Source organism: Rhodospirillaceae bacterium, assembly GCA_040219235.1.
Classification (GTDB): domain Bacteria; phylum Pseudomonadota; class Alphaproteobacteria; order Rhodospirillales; family Rhodospirillaceae; genus WLXB01.
This window is the reverse complement of sequence record JAVJSV010000011.1, coordinates 553,888-573,616: the sequence shown is the minus strand read 5'-3', so window position 1 is coordinate 573,616 and position 19,729 is coordinate 553,888. Positions and strand designations below refer to the sequence as shown.

Annotated in this window: 18 protein-coding genes; 3 read left to right on the top strand and 15 right to left on the bottom strand. The window is 54.2% G+C overall.

From position 1 onward, the window contains the following. Positions 1–9 precede the first annotated feature (9 nt). The 8 genes from RIC29_06695 to RIC29_06660 form a co-directional block, all read right to left on the bottom strand. On the bottom strand, positions 10–237 hold the full coding sequence (locus RIC29_06695; GenBank protein ID MEQ8734593.1) for a hypothetical protein: 228 nt from the start codon (positions 235–237) through the stop codon (positions 10–12). Between the two features lie 341 nt (positions 238–578). Beyond that, positions 579–2,009, bottom strand: a complete 1,431-nt coding sequence (locus tag RIC29_06690; GenBank protein ID MEQ8734592.1) for a DUF3526 domain-containing protein — start codon at positions 2,007–2,009, stop codon at positions 579–581. 10 nt (positions 2,010–2,019) lie between these two features. After that, complete coding sequence (locus RIC29_06685; protein ID MEQ8734591.1) at positions 2,020–3,435, bottom strand: DUF3526 domain-containing protein; 1,416 nt, start codon at positions 3,433–3,435, stop codon at positions 2,020–2,022. Positions 3,436–3,491: 56 nt separating this feature from the next. Then, positions 3,492–5,126, bottom strand: a complete 1,635-nt coding sequence (locus RIC29_06680; GenBank protein MEQ8734590.1) for a CopD family protein — start codon at positions 5,124–5,126, stop codon at positions 3,492–3,494. A gap of 125 nt (positions 5,127–5,251) precedes the next feature. Further along, positions 5,252–5,908 carry a DUF1775 domain-containing protein gene (locus RIC29_06675; protein MEQ8734589.1) on the bottom strand — a complete coding sequence of 219 codons (657 nt, stop codon included), beginning with the start codon at positions 5,906–5,908 and terminating at the stop codon, positions 5,252–5,254. Between the two features lie 98 nt (positions 5,909–6,006). After that, complete coding sequence (locus tag RIC29_06670) at positions 6,007–7,251, bottom strand: copper oxidase (protein MEQ8734588.1); 1,245 nt, start codon at positions 7,249–7,251, stop codon at positions 6,007–6,009. After that, positions 7,248–8,678 (bottom strand): TolC family protein, encoded by a 1,431-nt coding sequence (locus tag RIC29_06665; protein MEQ8734587.1) that lies wholly within the window; start codon positions 8,676–8,678, stop codon positions 7,248–7,250. Before RIC29_06665 ends, RIC29_06670 begins: the two co-directional genes overlap by 4 nt. 87 nt (positions 8,679–8,765) lie before the next feature. Then, positions 8,766–9,158 carry a hypothetical protein gene (locus tag RIC29_06660; GenBank protein MEQ8734586.1) on the bottom strand — a complete coding sequence of 131 codons (393 nt, stop codon included), beginning with the start codon at positions 9,156–9,158 and terminating at the stop codon, positions 8,766–8,768. A gap of 166 nt (positions 9,159–9,324) precedes the next feature. Between RIC29_06660 and RIC29_06655 the strand changes: the two genes are divergently transcribed. Next, the gene (locus RIC29_06655) at positions 9,325–10,188 is read left to right on the top strand and encodes an NmrA family NAD(P)-binding protein (protein MEQ8734585.1); all 864 of its coding nucleotides are present in this window, start codon (positions 9,325–9,327) and stop codon (positions 10,186–10,188) included. A 21-nt stretch (positions 10,189–10,209) separates the two neighbouring features. Here RIC29_06655 and RIC29_06650 read toward each other — a convergent pair whose 3' ends face one another. Next, a complete protein-coding gene (locus RIC29_06650; GenBank protein ID MEQ8734584.1) occupies positions 10,210–10,557 on the bottom strand; it encodes a hypothetical protein in 348 nt (115 codons plus the stop codon). Between the two features lie 201 nt (positions 10,558–10,758). Here RIC29_06650 and RIC29_06645 point away from each other — a divergent pair, with 201 nt between their 5' ends. Continuing rightward, the gene (locus RIC29_06645; protein MEQ8734583.1) at positions 10,759–11,661 is read left to right on the top strand and encodes an NAD(P)-dependent oxidoreductase; all 903 of its coding nucleotides are present in this window, start codon (positions 10,759–10,761) and stop codon (positions 11,659–11,661) included. A gap of 24 nt (positions 11,662–11,685) precedes the next feature. Here the strand turns inward: RIC29_06645 and RIC29_06640 are convergent, their stop codons facing one another. Genes RIC29_06640 through RIC29_06620 form a run of 5 tightly spaced genes read right to left on the bottom strand, consistent with a single transcriptional unit; the run spans position 11,686 to position 17,366 of the window. After that, the gene (locus tag RIC29_06640; protein MEQ8734582.1) at positions 11,686–13,641 is read right to left on the bottom strand and encodes an FAD-dependent oxidoreductase; all 1,956 of its coding nucleotides are present in this window, start codon (positions 13,639–13,641) and stop codon (positions 11,686–11,688) included. Then, positions 13,638–14,135, bottom strand: coding sequence for a cytochrome c (locus RIC29_06635; protein ID MEQ8734581.1), 498 nt, complete (start codon positions 14,133–14,135; stop codon positions 13,638–13,640). The genes RIC29_06640 and RIC29_06635 overlap by 4 nt, the downstream gene beginning before the upstream one ends. 35 nt (positions 14,136–14,170) lie before the next feature. Further along, positions 14,171–14,956, bottom strand: a complete 786-nt coding sequence (locus RIC29_06630) for a glutaredoxin family protein (protein ID MEQ8734580.1) — start codon at positions 14,954–14,956, stop codon at positions 14,171–14,173. 16 nt (positions 14,957–14,972) lie between these two features. Further along, the gene (locus RIC29_06625; GenBank protein MEQ8734579.1) at positions 14,973–15,638 is read right to left on the bottom strand and encodes a hypothetical protein; all 666 of its coding nucleotides are present in this window, start codon (positions 15,636–15,638) and stop codon (positions 14,973–14,975) included. Positions 15,639–15,686: 48 nt separating this feature from the next. Next, positions 15,687–17,366: an alpha/beta fold hydrolase gene (locus RIC29_06620; GenBank protein ID MEQ8734578.1), complete on the bottom strand. Its 1,680-nt coding sequence runs from the start codon at positions 17,364–17,366 to the stop codon at positions 15,687–15,689. A 147-nt stretch (positions 17,367–17,513) separates the two neighbouring features. On the opposite strand from RIC29_06620, the gene RIC29_06615 reads away from it, so the two are divergent. Continuing rightward, positions 17,514–18,080, top strand: a complete 567-nt coding sequence (locus tag RIC29_06615; protein MEQ8734577.1) for an ureidoglycolate lyase — start codon at positions 17,514–17,516, stop codon at positions 18,078–18,080. Between the two features lie 323 nt (positions 18,081–18,403). Here the strand turns inward: RIC29_06615 and RIC29_06610 are convergent, their stop codons facing one another. After that, positions 18,404–19,699: a PLP-dependent transferase gene (locus RIC29_06610; GenBank protein MEQ8734576.1), complete on the bottom strand. Its 1,296-nt coding sequence runs from the start codon at positions 19,697–19,699 to the stop codon at positions 18,404–18,406. Between the last annotated feature and the right edge of the window lie 30 nt (positions 19,700–19,729).

Here is a 19,729-nt window from a genome sequence, read left to right as displayed (position 1 = left end):
TGACTCAGATTAACGTCCTGCGGCGGGCCGTTTTCCCTTGTTTTCCGCATCTTTTAGATCTTGCTTTTCCGCGCTTTCGACGGCTTTTTTTGCTTTCTTAGCCGCGTCGTCGACTTTGCCAGACTCAATGAATTTTTTCTGGCGCTCGTTGTAGTCTCGTGCGGCTTCTCGATTGCCTTCGCCCTGATTCGGATTTGGGTTGGCGTTTGATTTTTTGTTATCACTTTCGCTTGTCATAACATTCTTCTCCATTTGAAAGAGTTAAACCGCCCCTCTCTCTTCTATTCGCTTAACGATGTGGAAAGACAAAAGTTTCCAAAAAACTGTAAAAAATGCTGTCTCACATTTTTGTCTTAGAATCGGCATGAGACCTGTCTATTGGGTCTTCTAAGCCGTAACGACAGTTTGTCATCACGACTTCTCATGTAAGGCACGAATATCTGATTGATCTGTGCGACTATTGGTGTGAAATGAGTCTGTGCAGTGAAGGGATGGAAAAATGCCGCAGCGCAGCCACATTCAACGCTGGCGCGGTGTCGCCGAGTAATCGTGCAATTTATAGAGTGAGGTTGCGTAATTTAGACGACTGGATATCTTGCATAGCGACGCACCGACCAAACCCCGAGGACCAAAACGAACACCGCTAAGCCCATTGCCGGCCCGAGTGTTGATCGCGCCACCTTGTCGATCCCCCAATCACTGTAGTCAAAGGTAGGAATCTGATCGAACTCTTCGGACGTCATACGACTGCCCTTGACCACACGACTGGTAAAAAACCCACGCCAGTTTTCGTGGAAATCCAAAACCTGCGTAACGAAGTCTGAAAACCGTTCCGTACCCGTACCAGACACCCCATTTAAGGCGTTCTGAGCGACAATGGCCGGAGACACATATTGCAACAGATCCACCAGACCTTGCCGACGCGCGGCTTGAAGATCAAAGGCTTCAAGGAGGGGTTGAGTGGCCCGCTCCACGGCTGAGTCCGTGGCCATCACCTGTATAAAAAACTGATCAGCGTTGGCGTCTCCGCCCGCCATTTCAGGGTGGTCAAAGAAAAAGGCTTCACGGGATTCAGCGGCTTCCTGATCCGCGACCTCGGTCGCTTCGCGCATTTCCGTTGTTAATTCCACCCGCGATGGTGCCGGAAACAGCGTTGTGGCGGCCACATTCACCAGCGCCGGAATGACCACAACAAACACCAGCCACAGGTTGGCAAGAATCACACCATTGGTGACGGAAGGTTTGTTCCAGGCATTCACAAACAGCGCCAGGCCAAACCAGAAAAAGGCATAGAGCGAGACCACCAGAAACCATAACCCAAAGCGCGCCCACACAGCGGCGGAAGACAGATTAGGTTCCGTCAGCGCCACGGCGGCAAGCCCGACCACTAGCAACAGCAGGAAAATCAGCACCGCGCGGGCTGCGCCTTTGGCCAAAATAAAGGCTGTTTTGGAAACCCCATGGGCCAGGACGAGGCTAAGCACACCGCTTTCTTTTTCCCGCGACATCAGATCGAACGTGAGGGCAACGATGAAGATGGGGAGCAAGAAGACAATAACGAAGGCAACATCAAAGCTGCCCGCCAAGACGTTCAAAGGGTTTTGAATTTCGGTTTCGTTGAGGAAGGTGAGCGCCGGATGTGCTGTGACTTTGTAGTAAGTGGGCTGCACATCGGTCTGACCGATCGACAAACCGGCCAAAGGCGTTGGAGGTAAGACTGTATAGTGACTGAGCACCGACAAGCCCACAGCCCCCGGACTGGCGGCTGGCGGTGGGGGTTGAGAGGTGTCGGCTTCCCAGCGTTCAACAGATCCCTTTAACGCAGATTGCGTAACCATCTCATCGCTGTTGAGAGCGCTTCCCATTTCGGCCATCTGGTCGATGCGAGCGGCGCCATTGAGGGCGGCGAGAATGGTCAGCACCAGAAGCAAGCCTAGCACCAACCACCACATACGATTGTGACGCAGAATAACCCACTCTTGCGCGAAGACAGACCCAAAACCGTTCATCACACTCTCCCTAGCCCAACGTGACTTTGACTTTGCGCGCCGACAGCACACCGGCAGCGATTGAGAGGCCGAGCCACAAGAACATCACCATAAAACTAGGACCCAGCCGGGTGAGAATTTGGCCCAAGGACGCTTGCTGATATTCAAAAGGTTCGACAGAAGCCCACAACCCGGAATCAGCCCGATAATCAGCTTGGCCTGCTTCAGAGTTAAAGGTGATGTCATTGTTCATTTTCTCGATCAATTCACGGCGGTAGGTCTCGGCCTGACGGGTAAAATCGAGGTGGTGCGTCAGGGATGTGCCAGAGAGTTCCATTGAAGCGAGTTGTGCCGCCAAGCGCGGCGAAGCGACGCTAAAAGTTTGATGCAAACCGGTTTGCTGATCGAAGATGCCATGCAGCTCGGAATAATATTTATCGAAAACCTGATTGCCCAGTTTTTCCTGCAGATCAAAGATCATGCCTTGGAAATTTATAGGCAGTTCCTCAACCGTTTCGGCTTTGTACAGGGCCAGTGTTTGTTCCTGGCGTTGCTGCACAATGGTATCGGGGCTGACGCCATCCAAACCCGATTGCAACGCTTCTTCGATATTCTTTTGAAAGGCCACAGCGGTTGGCGTTGGGTAGAGCAATCGGGACACATCTGATGCGGCGCGCGGCAATACAAAGCTGGAGATCGCCCAGAACCCAACCATGACAACCAGGGCCGCCTGCGCTGATTTCACATTGGCGGAGACAGCCAGGGTCAAAAACAAAAAGATCAAAGCATAAACGATATAGACCAGCACAAGGACAACGCCATGCGCCAGATACGCACTGCCACCGGGACTGATTAACAGACCAATCAAGCCCAACACCAGAACGGGACCGATAAAAACGCCGAGTGCCGCGCAGGCCCCAAGCGCCTTGCCAAACAGCAATTGCACCGGCGAGATTTGCATGCTGAGCACCTGACGCAAAGTGCCAGCTTCCCGTTCCCCGGCGAAAGAGGGAAAGGCCAACAGGATCACCAGCAGCGGCAGGAGCATTTGCAGCGTAAAGGCGGCGGTCAGTTCCCCAAAACGGGCGATGGCGGTCATATCGCGAGCCGGCTCGCCCTCGGCGTCATTCTGTTTGTGCGCTTCGAGCCAGATCGAGACGCCCGTATAACTGCCGATGCCTGTGTCAAAAAACGACAACGGCGTTACCGGTTTAAACGCATACAAACCATAGTGCGCAGCCGCATGGGGGTTTTTATCGCCCTGGGCGGCGAACTGCATGTTGACGATTTCCTGAGCGGACGCACGTTCGGTGGAAATATCAGCAAAGCGCTGCGCCGCCGTCCCCAAGGCTGCCACCAGCATCACGGCCAGAATCCCGGCCGACCATTTGATTCGCCCGTCGCGAATGATTTCCCGAAATTCCTTTCGGGCCACAGTCAAAATCATGGTGCGCTCCGTTTCTTAGCTGCGCGTGTCCAGCATGTTTCTATTGCACTGGCACTTTATTTTACTGGCACTGTGGTGCGGAAGATTTGTTTGTCGAAGTCATCCACAAACGCATCAATGCGCACGTCCCACTCTCCAGGGATGATTAATTGATCAAACATGAAATGGAACATACCGGGACTGACCATTTCACCTCGTCCTTCAATGCCTTCAAGCCCAGCGGTCGGCAGCGCCCAGCTCATGGTGACGTCGACCATTTCAACCGGGTTGCCGGCATCATCTTTAAACTCGACCATGACCATATTAGAAGCGGTCGTGCTGGCCGGATCGACACTCATATCGGCCGTATATTTGCCTTTAACCACTGTGGCCTGGAAACCGCCACCCATCATGCCGGCCATGCCACCACCGCCCATTTCCATAGTGGCGCGCGGTGGGGTGACGAGCGTCAGTGAAACCGCGGCCCCGATGATCAAGACCATGGCCGCGTATTCCATTTTAATTGTCCGGCGTAATTTTTCGGGGGCTGCCGGATCCGCTTTCTCCAAAGCCGGCGTGAGTTTTATCTTATTGATGGCGGCCAGACCAAGCAGCGCCAGGAAAACAATGATTTTTAAGGTCAGACGCAGACCATAATCTGTGGAGAGCATGTTTGCGGGTGACTCAACCTGGAACCAGGTGATCACAGCGCCTGAAACAAACAAGGCACCGACAGTCCAGACAGCACGCTCGGAGAACTGTACCATCACCGCACCAGCTTCTTTAACCTCGGCCACTTGCGCGGTTTTCGCGAGCGGATACAACGCCGCCAACCAATAGGCTGCACAGAACAGGTGAACAGCAACCATGGTCGCCATCAGCCACACCGGTGGAGCCGTAGCCGCATGGCCCGTGACCAAGAAACTGCCGACCGCAACGACACTGCCGAGTGTTAAAAGGGCCGTCGGTTTTTGAGCCGGGTCTTTGCCAAAGGCAAAAAATAGAATCAGCAAACCGGGAATCCCAATTAACGCGCTGGGGGCAAGGGTTGAATTGAGGCTCTGCATCCAGCTGTCTAGCGAGAAAATGGCGGTGACCCCGCCAAGCATCATTTCGGCCCCTCCGAACCCTAACGCGAGGACGTAGGTGACTGCCGCGACGACGGCAGACAGACGACCCATTTTGTAGACCGACGCTTCAACTGTGGCCGGAATGGTCATGGTGAGGATGAACAAAGCTGCTCCCGCTGCGAGCAACATGGTCCCGTATTGGACAAAGCGATTGATGGCCACGGGCACGACCCAACCACTGGTTTCGCCGCCACCGGCGGCAACGTCTTCCATGGACGCAACAGCTTCACCCACTGCAAACACGACACTGCCGCCGACGGGGTGAGTATCTGCTGAAATCACGCGATAGGTGGCGATGTAAGTGCCATTTGGCAATTCACCGTTCAGCGGCAAGATCACATCGTAGCCATCCACACGCCACTCTCCCGGATCACCGACTTCCTTACCCGTGCGGTCCAGCACTTTGATGAAAATAGGACCGACGTTTTCATTGAAGTTGAAAATGACTTCCTTGGGAGACACATCGAGACTGGAATCTGCGGCAGGGTTTGAGCCCAGCAAAACAGCATGGGACCAAGCGGGACCAATAAGGCCAATACTAAGCGCGATGGCAGCCAAAAGCAGAGTGTACAAGCGAGTCATGAGTCTTCCCCAAAATCAACCAGCCCCCAGAGCTGGTATAGCAGCGTTTAGATGATACGAGAGTTTATCTCAAACGAAGGCGCACAGGCCAGCCCATCTGGCCAGCCTGTGCCCAAAACCGAGCCCTATTGGGCTTCAGCCGTCTGTTCTGTTGGTGTTGTGCCCGTCATTTCCAGATCTTCGCGTGACCATTCCCATGGGTACTGTGGCATCTCTGGCTTGTAGAGCACCGTGTAGGGGGCCGGATGTGCAGTTGAGCCCATAAACTCTTCAAACTTTTTGCCGAACTCGGGATCTTTTATGTCCAAAGCGGTTTCTGGCAAGTCTGTGTAGGGATCCCGGCTGTCGGCACAGATATTAACCATCTGCCAGAACAAAATTTTTCCGGGTTCATCGGGCAGTTTCGCGCGAAACTTAAAGCCTTCGAATCGGTTGTATGGGGTCACCGAGGATGGATTTTTCCAAATGATGGTATCAACCGTGCGCGTGATCGGGCGGCCCCCATCTCCGGCAACCGGCGGATTCACTTCGCGCATTTCCACTTCGACTTCCCATTCCCGCGTGTTCATCGGAGTGACGCGATAAACGCCCTCGGGAATTTTGACACGTACTTCTTTGACGTCTTCTGCCAAACAGCCGTGCGCCACACGCGCTTCCATATCCGCCATATAGCCAGCCGGTGCACGCAGTGTGGTCATGTAGTTGTGCGCGGACGCAGAAGTTGCGGCAAGGAGTGCGGTGGCCCCGGCGGCAACGGTTGTGCGTAACATCTTCTTCATCATAAATCCCTCCCAGGATGTGTTGGTTGTGTGGTGTGTAACGACCTAACGAACTGAGGAGTTATGAGCCAAACAGACCAGAAAAAGCCCACCCGAGTGTCTTAGGAAACCTTGTAAGCGACCGTGCCTGGTGGATTATCAAACCAGCCTGGATCGCCATCCCCGTCCAGGGTTTCCCGTATTTTGACGACTGTAAACATGCCGCCCATCTCTAAATTACCAAACGGCCCGTTGCCCATCATCATCGGCAGCGTGTTCTCCGGGCCCATCATATGCATGGAGTGATCCTGATGATCCCCCATGCCATTTTCCCCCATAGCCATGAACCCTGGCACTTTTTGCATGATCCGCATAGCCACCTGACTTTGATCGACCCCCAGCGGATTTGGCACATCGTGTCCCATGGCGTTCATGGTGTGATGAGAGAAATGGCAGTGAAACGCCCAATCGCCTGGAATCGCATCAAACTCAATATCCCGGGTTTGACCAACGCCAACGATTTCCGTGGTTTCAGAACGCCATTGGACCTCGGGCCAGCGCCCGCCATCTGAGCCGGTGACTTGAAACTGATGGCCATGCAGATGCATAGGATGATTCCACATGGACAGATTGCCGATGCGGATTCGGACCCGGTCTCCCGCCTGTGCAATGGGATATTCAATGGCTGGGAAAACTTTGCTGTTCATCGTCCACAAATCAAACTCGACCATCACGGCGGGATCGGGCCGGTAGGTACCAGGATGAATCGCCCAGTTGTGCAGCATAATCGCGTAATCGCGATCGATCTTCTTCGGTTCACCGCCTTTCGGGTGGATGATGAACATGCCCATCATACCGACCGCCAATTGCACCATTTCATCGGCGTGCGGATGGTACATATGGGTGCCATGCTGAATGAGGTCAAACTCATAGGCAAAGGTTTCGCCGGGGGGGATATGCGGCTGACTAAGACCGCCAACGCCGTCCATACCACTCGGCAGCAACAGGCCATGCCAGTGAATAGTGGTGTGCTCAGGCAAGTTATTGGTGACGAGAATACGGACCCGATCACCCTCGAACGCTTCTATGGTTGGCCCCGGCGTGCTGCCGTTGTAGCCCCAGCACTTGGCCGTCGTACCTGGCGCAAACTCATGCTCGATTTCCTCGGCGACCAAACGGAACTCTTTGACCCCGTCGTTCATCTCAAAAGGCAGCGTTGATCCGTTGAGGGTCCGCACCGGTGTATAGCCCGTTGCATTACGAGGCGTTGCGGCAACCGTTTGCGCTTCGGCATCGGAACGACCGAGTAACGCGGCACCCGCGCCGGCGACAAGTGAAGATAAAAGAGAGCGGCGACCGCGGTTCATGAGGCGTCTCCTAGGATTTTTGCATCTGTATTGTTTGGATCGGTCTCTGTCTGGGCTTGCTGGGGCCGATCCAGCTGACCACCAACCGCGGCCATCAGCTCGGCCCGCGCAATCCAATAGTCTGTCAGGGCTTCGAGATGTTCGCGGTACACTTCGTTCTCATGTTGCTCCGCTTCTAAGACCTCAAAGGCTCCGGTTAGCATGTAATTATATTCCGCCAACGTGAGTCTGGTGAGGCGCTGCTTGAGCGGCAAAAGTATGTCCAACAAATGTGCCGCCTTTTGACGATTCACGGTGAGCGCTGTTGTGGCCCGGCGCACGTCCGCGCGCACACTGGCTTCTTTGGCCACGAGTTCATCCTGTAGCTGACGCAGTTCGAGCAGCGCGTGGGTCACGCGGCCCTGCCCTTGGTCAAAAATAGGTAGCGGAAATTCGAGGCTGGGACCGATCAACCACTCACCCTCGGGCTCGCGTTCGGCGCTGACCCCAAGTTCCATATCATCGAGCAGCCGAAAGTTCTGCTCGAGCCCAAGATGATCTGCCGCGGCTCGGAGCCCAGCGCGCATGGCCTGGAGATCAAAGCGCTCGCGCAACGCCTGATCTTCAAGTGTTGCCGTGACCAGGGTCTGATCCGGCAACGCGGGTAAGCGAGCTAGCAAAGACCAATCTGCCGTTGATGGCAAGCCGAGCAACTCGATCAGGTCGATCTCTGTTGCCGCAACCTCTTGCTCAGCGTCCATAGATGCCACAGTGGCTTCTTCCGCATCGGCCTGAAATTCTACCAGTTCTAATTCGGTGATGTTGCCTGCCGTATGAAAGGCTTTGGCAAGATCTGCAGCGTCGCGGGCTGTGCTGGCGATGGCAGCAACAGCCTCGCGCTGATTGCGGGCACCGACATGGGCAAAGTAGGCCGAGCGCACCTCAGCCGTGAACGCGATCAGGTCCGCAGCAAGTTCCAGTTGAACGTTTTCGTATTCTGCTTGGGCGATTTTTTGACGCGCCGGACGCATCAACAAAGAGACAAAATTCTGCACCAGTCCAAATTCTAGGTTGGTGCCAGACTCGGTCGATGGCCGGACCATGACCTCGAACATGGGGTTTTCCAAGAGACCGGCCTCAACCAGGTCCGCCTGGGCAATACCAAGCTCGGCATAGCGGGCCTGCTGGCCGCGATTGTTGAGAAGCGCAACAGCAACGGCGGCCTCTGCTGTCAGCGGCTCTGACAACAACCCTTGAACCCGCGCATCAACAGCGGCGTCTTCAGCACCACCGGTGCGCCAGACAATGGGATCTGACGTGCGCGTGGCAATCAAGGTGCCAAAATCACGCACAGCGGCTTCAGGGTCTGGCGTTGCGCAGGCCGATAAGGCGGCTACAGCGATTAGAGGGAGGATGGATGATGTAAATTTTGAGCTGGCCGGAGCCATAAGATTTCTCTCTGCAAATATAACACATTCGTTAAAAGGTCAGGCGGTAACGGCAGCCTATGCCGTGCCTGGACACGCAGAGAGTTTTTAGAGGCGGAGTCTTTGGGTGGTCAGGTAAAGCTGAGACCCAGGCGGATCATGACCGGTGACCAGCACTAGCGCACGTGACACCTGCGGCGATGGCAGTGTGGTTTGATCATAGATGAACAGGTCAAATGTCAGATCAGAGGGGGTGCTGCGGTCGGACGGAACACCAAGCAACATGTGCAGGTCCGTTGCATCACAGACAGAGGCGCAGGCATCGCCCCAAAAATCTTGGGGTTGTGGTGCGCTGTGCTCAGCACAGGGTGCTGCTGCTAAATCTTGAGCTTGGGCTCCAGTAGCTGGATGCGACTGGGCAAAAACCGACACAACCAATGCCACTGCCAGCGAGAAGGCAGTGAAAGATGCGGTCAAAGCTTTGGTCAAACGACGCAGCATGGAATGTCCGGTGTTGTTATCTTGTGTATATTTATGACTCTGCTTCCCGCTACGAGTCTAGTGTTTCCGGTACAGTGCTCATAAAACCCCGATAAAATATTGATTCCACAGCACAAAAGAGCATGCTGCACCTCATCTATTTTATAAAATGAGAGCGAGTTCTGAGATGACAACATTGATCATTGGCGGCACAGGCCGCGTTGGCGGACCGGCGGCACAGGCGCTCGCGGCACAAGGCAAAGACGTGCGTGTCCTCACACGCTCGGCTGAAAAGGCTGACGCTTTGTCAGACGGCATTACTGGTGTTGTTGGAGATCTCGACACCGCAAACAGTTTGGCAGCCGCTTTCGACGGTGTCGATCAACTGCTGCTGATCACCGCCAATGGCGAGACAGAACAACAGCGTGGCACCAATGCGGTGCAGGCGGCGGTCGATGCTGGTGTGAAGAAGATTGTGTTCTTATCGGTTAAGCTTTCGGACGAAGCGATGAAGGTGCCACACTACGCCAGCAAGGTTGTCATTGAAGACGCCATTCGCGCCTCGGGCATCATTTCTGTCATCTTGCGGCCTGATTTCTTCTTTCAAAATGACCTGTTGCTGGGACGCGCCATTGCCGGTGCAGGCTTGTACACCATGCCCATCGGCAATAAAGGACAAAACAGAATCGATACCCGTGACATCGCGGATGCCGCTGCGCGCGCGCTAACCACCAAGGAGTTAGACAGTCACGATATCGCCTTGTACGGACCAAAAACCTGGACTGCGGACGAAATCGCCACGTTGTATGGTGAGCACCTTGGCCGGGAGGTGCGCTACGCTGGCGATGATCTGGACGCCTGGGAAGCAAGCTCCAAAGCGTTCATGCCGCCCTGGCTGCTAGGCGCTTTAAAAGCCGGGTTTGCCAAGATGCAAAAGATGGGCAGCGTGGCCTCTAACAATGAAATTGCGAAGAGTGAACAAGCTGTCGGACATCCCTTACGACGGTTTGAAGACTTCGTTGCCGAAGTGACGCCCGCCTGGAAAAATTAGCGGGCGTACTCCACGAACCTTTTAGTCTGTCGCTACAGGCGCACTCTGAGGCGACGTTGCAATGGTCGAAAGCGGTTTGCAGCTCTGTGTTGTGCATAGGCTGACAATTCCGGTCCAACGGTCGAGACGGTACATAAACGTGGTCTCGGATTTACCAGATGCAACGAGGTCATAGCGTGCAGAATACAGGTTCTGCGTCCATAATGTTGCACTCAAGATTAAGGTGGAGATGACAACTGCCCGGGACAAACCGGTGGGCAGGAGACGGCCCATCAGTCCCGTTTTCTTCGGCATCTTCGCCATTAGTGGTTCCTCATCCTCGGGAACCTTTGGGCGCGGTGGAATGATTTTGGTTTTTACGTCAGACATTTAAACCTCCTTCTCCCTGAGTTGGGCTGGCCGGAGGACACCGACCAATATGTAACGTTTGGGAGACACATATAGTTGCAGAATTTTGAATAAATTCTTAGGTCTTTAAATTAAAGCACAGAAAATAAGACTGCGATGGTCAAAATATGGCCTAATGAAACACACTGATGAGGATTATCCGATGAACTGGAGACCGAGAACATGACAAGCCTATCGCCTTACGCCCCTGCCGCAGATCGATCTTTAAAAGGGCGAACATTGTTCATCACCGGCGGCAGCCGCGGCATCGGGCTGGCCATTGCCAAACGCGCGGCTCAGGACGGGGCGAATGTGGCCATTGCGGCGAAGACCACCAAGCCCCATCCTAAGCTACCTGGCACCATTCATACGGCAGCGGAAGACATTCAACAGGCTGGGGGTCAAGCGCTGGCCATACAAATGGATTTGCGAAATGACGCAGAAGTGGCTGAGGCGGTCGCCGCAACGGTAGAGAAATTCGGCGCTATAGATATTCTGATTAACAATGCCAGTGCCGTGGCGTTGGGTGGCGTTGCAGATGTGCCGATGCGGCGCATCGACCTAATGCATCAAATCAATCTGCGTGGCACGTTATTGGCTGCACGCACCTGCCTGCCGCACCTCAAGGCTGGAACCAACCCACACATCCTAACGCTATCACCGCCGCCGAGCCTGGACCCGAAGTGGTACAAAGGGACTCTGCCCTACACCTTGGCGAAAATGGGCATGAGCTTTGCCACCATTGGCCTCTCTGAAGACTTTAAGGAACACGGTGTTGCCGCCAATGCCCTGTGGCCACGCACCGCTATCGACACGGCAGCCATCCGGCATGAGTTGGGAGGTGATGCCATGATCAAGCATTGTCGTACCACAGACATTGTTGCGGATGCGGCGCATGCCATTCTGACCCGCGATGCCAAGACCACCACGGGCAATTTCTTTCTGGATGATAAAGTTCTGGCGGAAGAAGGCGTGTCAGATCTGACATCTTACGCCGTTGAGCCTGGTCAGCCGTTGGTTCTGGATTTCTATTTAGATGCCGGCCCGGACGGCACCATGGACGGATACCTACGGCTGCCCATGTAAAAGAAGGGTCGCTTCGAAAGCTGCCTAGAGCGTCTGCGCCAATTTAATGGCATCGGACGTCGCCGCCCAAATGCCACGTGGCGCGACACAATCGCCAATCGCCAAGGCACCTTCAGGAACACTGTTCGCCGTGGTGCCTGTGTTCAACACAATGGCATCAAAGGGCCCAATGTGCTCTCCGTTGGTCAAGTGGACTGTATTGCTTACAACCTCTTTGACCATGCTTTCGGTAAGCACGGTGATGCCGTCCTGACGCAAACGCGGGGTCACCGATTTAATCTCCCACGTAAGAGTTAATGCGGCTTCTCCAAGAGAGCGCTCAGGCGTTGTCACTGTGACATGGGACACTGCCGGATCCGCCGCCAGTGTTTCCACTAGAGAGACCGCAGGCCAGCCGCCCTCTTCATCAATCACCAGAACATTGCCACTGACGCTGGATTTACCAGAAAGAACATCGCGTCCTGATGGCAAGCCTTCCTTGCCGGGAATGCCATCAAACAAATAGGGTCGGCGTTGCCATAGCGCCGTGTGACCAGGATCGGCACCGATGGCCCAGATCACGCTGTCGGCCTCAACGTCATCTTCTGACGTCACTTCATGATTGAGCACCACGCGGACTTGCAAGCGTTCCAGTTCGTCTTTCCACCAGGCCAAAGCAGGCAACATCTCCGCGCGATGCGGGGCAGAGGCCGCAAGACGCATTTGACCGCCCAGCTCCGCATACTTTTCATAAACGGTGACGCGATGGCCACGCTTGGCCAGAACCCGCGCAGCTTCTAAACCCGCGGGTCCGGCACCGATGACGGCGACAGATTTGGGAGCGCCCGTAGCATTCGTATCATTCAACTCTGTCTCACGACCAGCCGCCGGGTTGATAACGCAGGATCCAGGCATGCCACGGAATACAAAACCGACACAAGCTTGGTTGCACGACATACATGGGCGAATGGTATGAGCTAGCCCGGACTCCACCTTCCGGCCCCATTCGGGGTCAGCAATCCAGGTGCGCGCCATGGCAATAATGTCAGCACCACCTTCGGCGATAACCTGTTCTGCATCTTCCGGTGAGCGAATACGACCGGCGAGGACAACAGGCACGGAAAGCGCCTGCTTGAACACCTGACCTTCATCACGCAATTGCACGCGCGGTTGCGCCATATGTGGGATAGAGGAAGATTGCGGCGGCGACCAGCCAGATCCCGTCATCACGCTGACGTAATCCACCAGACCCGCTTCAGCCAGTGCTTTCATGTTGGCGGTGGATTCTTCCAGCCCATAATCCATGGGTGAGCCTGGAATATCGTGACGGGCGGAGGTGCGCACGCCGACCGCGATGGCATCGCCAACATTTTCCCGAACAGATTCGAAAATTTGACGAATGAAGCGTAAGCGGTTTTCGAATGAGCCACCGTAACAATCTGTGCGACGGTTCAACACCGGTGATAGGAACGATCCTAATAGGTAATCCGTAGACGTTTGTATTTCGATGGCATCCAGGCCCGCCTGCTTGCAGCGGGCCGCGGCCTCGCCATAAGCTTTGATCAGTTCGTTGATCTCGGCTTGTGTAATTTGTTTTGGCACTTCACCTGCCGTATTGGGAACCGGTGATGGTGCTAAGGCAACACCACCGCGAATAAAGCTATCTTTATGGCCGCCGTGCCACAGCGTGATCGCAAGTCGAGATCCGGCTGCACGAATATCTTCAGCTGTACGGCGCAAGCTCGGGATCACCTCATCGGTATACAGTCGAATACCAAGGCTACGGCTAACGGTGCTGGTGTGCACAGGCGCGGACTCACTGCCAACCATCGCCGCACCACCTTTGGCACGGGCCATAAGATAACCGTGAAAGCGATCACTAATTCCCACCTGTCCATCCCCCAGCGCCATGCCATGGCCGCTGACCACCGCGCGATGGCGGAGTTCAATTGGGCCAAGCTTTATGGGCGCAAGAAGGTTGGGATAGGTGGACTGGCTCATTGTGCGCTAGGAACGACGAAGTTGTAGTAGAAGGATGTGGGTGTTTCTGTGGGACCAAACGGACCTGGCACCTTGTTGCTGACCGGCTCCATGCTTTTCAGATAAGCCGCCAATGCATAGGCGTCTTGATCTTTTAAATTCGCAAAAGCGCGCCACGGCATCACCGGCGACAGTATGCGACCGTCAGGCCGCACACCCGTGCGCAGAGCGGTAACAATATCCTCTTCCGACCAGGACCCCAGACCGGTTTCCATATCGGGTGTGAGGTTCGGGCCATAGTACACACCCAGGCCAGGAATGCCGTAACCCACTTCACTGCCTGACAGACTTGGCCCATGCGGCGCTCCTATCAACACACCAGGTGTGTGACACTCAACACAGACCATGACTTCTGATAAATACTCGCCGCGCTCTTCCGGCGATTCTGCAAAAGCTGTTGAGGTGAAGGACAAACAAAAAAATGCTGCAGCAAATGCAAAAACTTTAGTCACCATGGGGGTGCTCCGAAAAAACCGTGCTGATAATCTGTCTAGCGGGTTTCAGCGTTCAGGGGAACCTCGTCATCATAGACATGATCTGGCAACGGCAGACCTGCGAGATCAGCCGTAGACAGATGATCTGATAGGGTAATATTTAGGCTTTCAATGACGGCTGCTAATTGGCGGGTGTGTTGCGCCATATGCCAAGCTGTGCGCTCTAACAAATCATCGACTGACTGCGCACCATAGTAGGTTTCGAGTGTTTCGGGAAGCCGGCTTCCAGCATTCGTACTATACCACCATGCCTGAAAATCGACTGCGACCAAAGCGCCAAAATCAGAAACAGCATCGCCATCACAAATAGCCTCGGACGGCTGACGTTCAAAAAACTCAAACGTTAGAACGCCACCCTTAGCCGCTTCGAGAAACGCCTGAGCGATGACAAAGATGTGATAGCTGAGAGCTAAATAGGTGCGGTCGCGACCCGGCAATTTTTTTCGCAGTACTTTAAGCGGCAACTGTCGCGCATGAGATTGCGCAACAGTCAGAATACGCTCAACTTTTGCAACCAATTCTGTAACGGCGAGACCTTTGGCCGGGCCATCAACTCCAACAAAGACCGCCACATCACGCAGGTTTTGGGCGAAGACAAAGCGTTGCCCCTGGGAGACAACGGGGACGGACTTCGCCCCGAGTGCCTGCAAAGCAGCCAAGCCATCGTCATCCGCAAGGACGTTGACGCTTTCAAAAGCCACAGCGTGCTGGGTAAGGAATTCCTTGGCTTTCAAACAACTGGAGCATCCAGGTTGCCAGAACACGCGGTAAGGCTCAGGCATGAATGGAGTCCTTGTGTTAGAAGGGCTTCACTTTACCCAGGAACGCTACGGTGGCAATGAGCGCATACATAGTGAGAACCGCGACCAGTGTTTTATTAATGGTCTTGGTGATGATGGCTTCGCGCTCGGGGGTCGAGCCATGTTCGGCCAATTCCATGAACGGTTTGATGAACGGGCGGAAACAAATGTCAATCGCCATGGCCGCATAAAACACACAACCAAACAGCAGAATTTTTACTGCGAACCAGCCTTCTTGAAGCGGCCCATTGCCAAATAACGACCACAACCCAACACCGACGTAGACCGTGCCAAGCACGCCTTCGAGGCCGAACTGTGCCAGCATCAGCTTTTCAGCTAGGGGCTTGCCTTCGTTCTGGCCAATTAAAATGACCATATAAATCCAGCCCAGACCAACGCCCCAGCCCGCCACAAATAACCACGTGGGGATCTCATAAAGCCCCAGAGAAGCCGCGAGATGGAGACCAACCGGAAAGATCAGCGCAAAACAAATGCGCGGCAGGAAATCAATAAGAAGACCCATCTTCATGATGGTGGCCCGGGTTTCAAAACTCAGGTCCACGCGTTTGGCATAAACCGCCGAGAGGAACACACCAACATCGGCACCAAGCCAGAACACGAACAGGAGAATGTGGATAAACCCCCAGACCAAATAACTTTCCATACTCTTTTCTCTCCTTAAAACGACGTACCAATTCGCTGCGATCCGGCATTACCGATCAAAAAATTCCACAATGGTTTGCGCAACACCAGCATGATCAGCTGGCATGTCCTTGACCGTGTAATCGGCTGGCCCAGAAGCAACTGCAGACTTGGTCATGGGAGACTCAGGGCCACCCAACAACAAAGGACATTGCATCTTAGGCAGGCGTTCCGACATGGGATAGCTAAAGTGTGCTTTGTATGCCGCCTGGTAAATATCATAAGCCTTGAACAAATCGAGCGTGCGGCGCTGAATTACTTCTGGATCAATATCGGGCTCGCCAAAACGTGAAATATTAGCCGCCTTGCGTTCGAACCACGGGTTAAACAATTCTTGATCGCGCACCATGTTCCACACAAAAATCCAATGGCCGCCGAAGTCATCAAAGGGAATATCTGGCGTGTATTTCGACGAAAAATCTTCGAGGGCCTGGCCGTTCAGTTCCATAGCCATAATGCTTGGCACCGCCACATGCTTAACAAGGTTTGGATGTTGCACAGCGAGTTCTACAGCGACCGTACCGCCGCCCCAGGTGCCGAACACGTCAATCTCATCATAGCCAAGGGCATGAACGGCTTCCGCCAGGAACGACGCCTGCTTTTCAACCGTCAGAGCGCCCATAGGGTTTTCAGACTCACCATTGCCGGGAAGGTCAATGGCCAGCACCGGACGCGTGCCTATCAGCGGCTCCATGTAGCGATCCATGGAAAAACTTGAGGCCGCTGAGGCGTGTATAAAGAGTATGGGGCGACCAGCTCCATCTGTGTTGCGACGACAGTACAATGACCCACCGCCAACTTGAACGTACTCGCCCCACAATTTGCCCGGCACTGGTTCTGTCTTGACGACTGACGGGGCCGGTTTTGGGGATGGGTTTTCTTTGAGAACACGCTTGAGAATATCTATGGCGTCGGGGCCAGTATCCGGACGATACACTTCAACCGAGTCCGACGGTGGCGGCATGCGGTCCAAGCCTTCATACAGAACATCAGTCTTGGGACTCATGATAATGCACTTTACCTGCATCTCTTTGACGGAGTTATTGGCATCTTGAGTAAAAGCTGCGCGGTAGGGCTTGCGATAGTCAGGGCCAGAACGCAGAAACTCAATCACCGCTGTTTGCAAACGCTCCGGTGGTGGCAATGTCGCATCCATACGCGAGGCTAAGTCTGTGCGGTACCAGGGGAAGAAGATGAGCTGTTCGCGAAAACGCGCCCACGTCCAGGTCAGGTGCGAGCCACTCCAATTGTACTCAAGGGGCACAAAATAATTTTCCAGAATTTCCACAACCAGGTCTTCGGGCATATTGACGTAGCCATTGACCACCCCAACCGTGAGTTTTTCGGGGTGACGCCAAGCCAGTTCTAAAGAGCAGACAGCGCCGGTGTGGAATCCATAGACCGGACATTTTTCAATACCCAGCACATCCATCAGGTCGGCGACGTTTTGCGCGTAGTCCGTCATCACCGGAGAGTCGAGTTCGAGCGGGTCTGACAAGCCGTTGCCTGGGGTATCGGGTGCGATCACCGTGTAATCGTTGGCCAAATCTTCAATCAGCGGAATATATTCCTGGGAGGAATTGGGAGATTGGTGCAACAGAATGACCGGCGGACCAGAGCCAGCACGGCGGTAATGCACCTGGCGCTCGCCGCGAATCGTAGCCATATGTCTAGTAATCTTGGCAGCCATGCGTCTTCTCCCATATCCGTAAGGGCCAGAGATTAACCAGTGAACCCCTGTTCTGACCAGAGGAACAGTGCAACTTAGAATTCTGGTTTCGCCTGATGGCTGGCGTTACAGTGTTTTCAAACATATTTATATTTAAAGGAGCACACCATGGACGGGTCATCCCTTCAACGTCGGACCTTAGAGGTCAAACCAGCAACACCTGAGGCCCTTGCCCCCTACGGCAAAATTTTAGGCGCCGGAACCGGAGCGCCCGTTGGCGTGAGTGACTTTTACGAGGGCGCCGTGGCCATTTCAGCACCCGTGGACTTTAAATCAGACGACGACACTTGTTTATCTCTCGCCACACTCCAGCCCCGAGCCTTTGAACTGAAATACCTGGAGCGCCATTTCAAACATACCCAAACCTTTATCCCCTTGGGCGGAAAACCTTTTGTAGCCGTTTTTGGCGCCCCGACCGAAGGCGAAATGCCGGACGTGGAGACCTTGGAAGCTTTTCGATTCGACGGTCAGGCCGGGTTCACCATGCATATCGGGACCTGGCACGAGTTCCCGTTCGCTTTGGAAGCCGATACCAACATGGTGGTGATTCTGCGCAGCGAGACGACTCGCAATCTCGCCACCGAAAACGTCAAAGATAATGAGGCTCATGGGCCGGATTTGGACAAAAAGAATCTGGCGCAACGGACCGGCATGATCTTTGAAATCGCCGTTTAGGACGGAATTCCAGGCAAAACCCACCGCAAAATAAATAAAAAAATAAATGTGGGAATAATTCCCACAAAGTGTTAGGTTCTAACCGTGCCCGTCAGCGCATGGCCGGACTGGACCCACCCAATGGTGGCATAAGGTCCGGCCCCTTTGACCCAAGCTGGCCCGAATTGCTGAAGTTCCGTTTTCCCTCATCGGGATCACGGTTGCGGCCTCGGTCAGAGAGAATTGGAATAGCCGCGGCCTCTTACCCGGCGCTTCCGTTTTTTCCCGAGGCCGCTTTTATTTCTGGGCCTGAAGGAGTCGCAGCTACAAACCCCCTTTAGACTTCAGACTTTCCCAAGGGCCTGTTCAATATCCGCGATAATATCGGCGGCATGTTCGATGCCGATCGACAAGCGCACATATCCAGGTGTGACTCCTGTGGCAGCCTGATCTTCCACTGACAATTGGGAATGCGTGGTGCTGGCGGGATGAATCGCCAGGGACCGGGCATCACCAATGTTGGCAACGTGATAGAGCAGTTCCAGTGAATCGATAAACTTACGACCAGCCTCAACGCCACCGTCTAATTCAAAACCCAACAAGCCACCGTAGTGACCATCGGCCAAATATGTATCGGCTCGGCGGCGTGCCTCGCCGTCCATCAACCCAGGATAAATGACCCGTGAAACTTTGCTATGGCTCTGAAGGAACGCAGCAACAGTGGCCGCATTTTCACAGTGCTTACGAATACGCAGCGGCAAGGTCTCTACGCCCTGGATGAACTGAAAAGCATTCATCGGACTCATCGATGCCCCAATATCGCGGAGCAAAATAACACGCGCTCTAAGAATATAAGCGATTGGTCCAAGCGGCTTCGCCGCTTCGATCCAGACAGCCCCGTGATAGCTAGAGTCAGGCTCAGATAACAATGGGAAACGCTCTTTATGGGCTTCCCAATCAAACGTGCCACTGTCGATAATTACACCCCCGATAGAGGTGCCATGACCGCCGATATATTTGGTGGTGGAATACATAACAATGGCGGCACCATGATCAATAGGACGGCAGATCAGCGGTGCCGCCGTGTTATCGACGATCAGAGGTACGCCAAGACTGCGGCCAATATCAGCCACTTCTTTAATGGGGAACACTTCCAACTTCGGGTTGGGCAACGTTTCCGCATAGTAGCAGCGGGTTTTGTCGTCGGTCAGCTTGCGGAAAGACTCCGGGTCTGACGGATTAGCAAAGCGCGCCTCGATCCCCAGTTGCTTCAGCGTATTGGCAAACAAATTCCACGTGCCACCGTAAAGATCCGTGGACGTGACAAAGTTGTCGCCGGCCTGACAGAGATTGAGGATCGCAAAGGTCGATGCAGACTGGCCTGAGGCAACTGCCAGGGCCGCAACGCCGCCTTCCAAAGCGGCGAGACGTTGCTCGAGCACGTCATTGGTCGGGTTCATAATGCGTGTGTAGATGTTCCCAAGCTCAGCGAGCGCAAAGAGATTGGACGCATGTTCCGTGTCGCGAAACTCGTAAGACGTCGTCTGATAAATGGGGACGGCAACGGACGTGGTGGCTGGGTCAGACCGAAAACCAGCATGAAGCGCGAGCGTGTCAGGGTGCAATTTACGGTCGGTCATATCATATTCCTTAATTTAAGCGTTAGTATT